The 1,619-nt window shown below is 45.2% G+C and carries 2 protein-coding genes; both read right to left on the bottom strand.

What is annotated here, in order from left to right; all coding sequences use genetic code 11:
* Positions 1–352 precede the first annotated feature (352 nt).
* Positions 353–1,234, bottom strand: coding sequence for a universal stress protein (locus PX484_RS12575; RefSeq protein WP_287766809.1), 882 nt, complete (start codon positions 1,232–1,234; stop codon positions 353–355).
* Positions 1,235–1,367: 133 nt separating this feature from the next.
* A complete protein-coding gene (locus PX484_RS12570) occupies positions 1,368–1,568 on the bottom strand; it encodes an NblA/ycf18 family protein (RefSeq protein ID WP_002739006.1) in 201 nt (66 codons plus the stop codon).
* Positions 1,569–1,619 lie beyond the last annotated feature (51 nt).

Raw genomic sequence — 1,619 nt, 5'->3', positions numbered from 1 at the left:
CGAGTTCGCGATGAAATTAAGGCTAAAGTTGTCGGATTAATTGAACAGTTAAGTAGGTAGTTGTTAAAAGTTTTCAGATCCCCACCTTATCAAGGAGTTTGGGTAGGGTTGATTCATGAATCAACCCTACTATGAATCAACCCTACTATGAATCAACCCTAGGGGGGGCAGGGGGGATCAGAGGCAAAATCTATTTTTAATTTAATTATAACTACTTACTTAAGTTAATTTATCCCAAATTTTTGCGGCTCTCTTGTCGTTTGTGTGATCGATTTTAGTGATCGAATCTGTCTTCCTCTCTCTGTCCTTTGTGTCTCTGTGGTTTATCCCCAAGAGAGCCTTTTTTTCCAGTCTATCCCTTCGGTGAGAAAAATAATAAGGGGAACCACAGTTGATGAAGAATATCTTCATTAATCCGACGCACGGCTAACCATTCCAACATATTGGAACGATGGCAGGTAGCCACTGCGATGGCACTGATGTCATCTTCTTCCGCTGCCGTCAAAACTTCTAATACAGGTGTTCCTTGTCGCACTTGGCTCTGTACTTGCAAACCGAGTTTTTCTAGTCGCACTTGCACCGATTCTAATTCCCGACGGGCATCATTTAAACGAGATTCGGTGACACTGGGATCGCGACTGATATTTTCCACTACCCGGACGAGGAGACATTGCTCAAAAGAGCCGGGGGCGCGGGTTTGGGCGTATTTTTCCATCTGTTCAATTAGATAAATCGCGTCGGGACTGCCATCGTAGGGAATTAATAAATGTTTCCAGAGATGCTGACAGCGCAGGGCTAATTCATCGTGAGTATAAACTGATAATAATTGCGGTCGGAAAATCAGCAGCGGAATATCGGTAATACCTGCGATCGCTAAACTGGTACTACCGAATAATTTTTCTTGGACGGCACCGCGCATGGGATTTCCCATCAAAATCACGTCAATAGAGTGATGCGCGAGGATTTCCCGCACGGCATCCACGGGACGACGGTTAGAGATTTCCAGACTAACTGTCATACCGTCGGGAATATTTGCTAAAGCTGGGGATAATTTTTCTTTAGCCGCGTCAATTTTCGCTTGATCTACGGCAGCTAGGGTGGGTTGTTCCCAAACCGGAATACTGTGGAGGAAGATAACTTGTTTTAAGCCGCTCAGGGCTAAGTGTGGCACACAATGGACAAGACGATGGAGACCATCGAAAAGATCTGTACAGATCAAAGCGCGCTCGAACATAAATTAACCCCTAGCAATTCGGTTATTCTTCCCTAAGAATAGCTAAAAAGGTGAAGAAATGCGCCCCGCATCCCTAGCTCGTTTCCGCAGAAACCCAGCCGGAGAAAGAGGTCGCCCGCAGGGGTGAAATGAGTTATTGGGGGGCCCAGGGATTAGAATCTAGACCCCACTGGTGTTTGAGAAAAGCTTTGTACATATTTTCTCTGACCATCATTTGTTCGTAGAGCTTGATCAGGAAATCCTGCGCTTGCTCCTGACTCATTTTTTCTACCTGAGTCTGAAAAGAACGAATGTTGAACTGTTGTTCTAAGGAAAGTTCGATCGGTTGAGACATGGTGTTCCTCCTCGATGAAGACAGTGGTTGATAACAAGCGAGATGGGTGAT

Source organism: Microcystis sp. M49636_WE2 (assembly GCF_030065375.1).
Taxonomy (GTDB): domain Bacteria; phylum Cyanobacteriota; class Cyanobacteriia; order Cyanobacteriales; family Microcystaceae; genus Microcystis; species Microcystis aeruginosa_C.
This window is presented reverse-complemented; position numbering and strand designations above follow the sequence as displayed.

Bases quoted from the DNA above. Each gene is read 5' to 3' on its own strand.
- PX484_RS12575 (WP_287766809.1), bottom strand. From the start codon at position 1,234: ATGTTCGAGCGCGCTTTGATCTGTACAGATCTTTTCGATGGTCTCCAT.
- PX484_RS12570 (WP_002739006.1), bottom strand. From the start codon at position 1,568: ATGTCTCAACCGATCGAACTTTCCTTAGAACAACAGTTCAACATTCGT.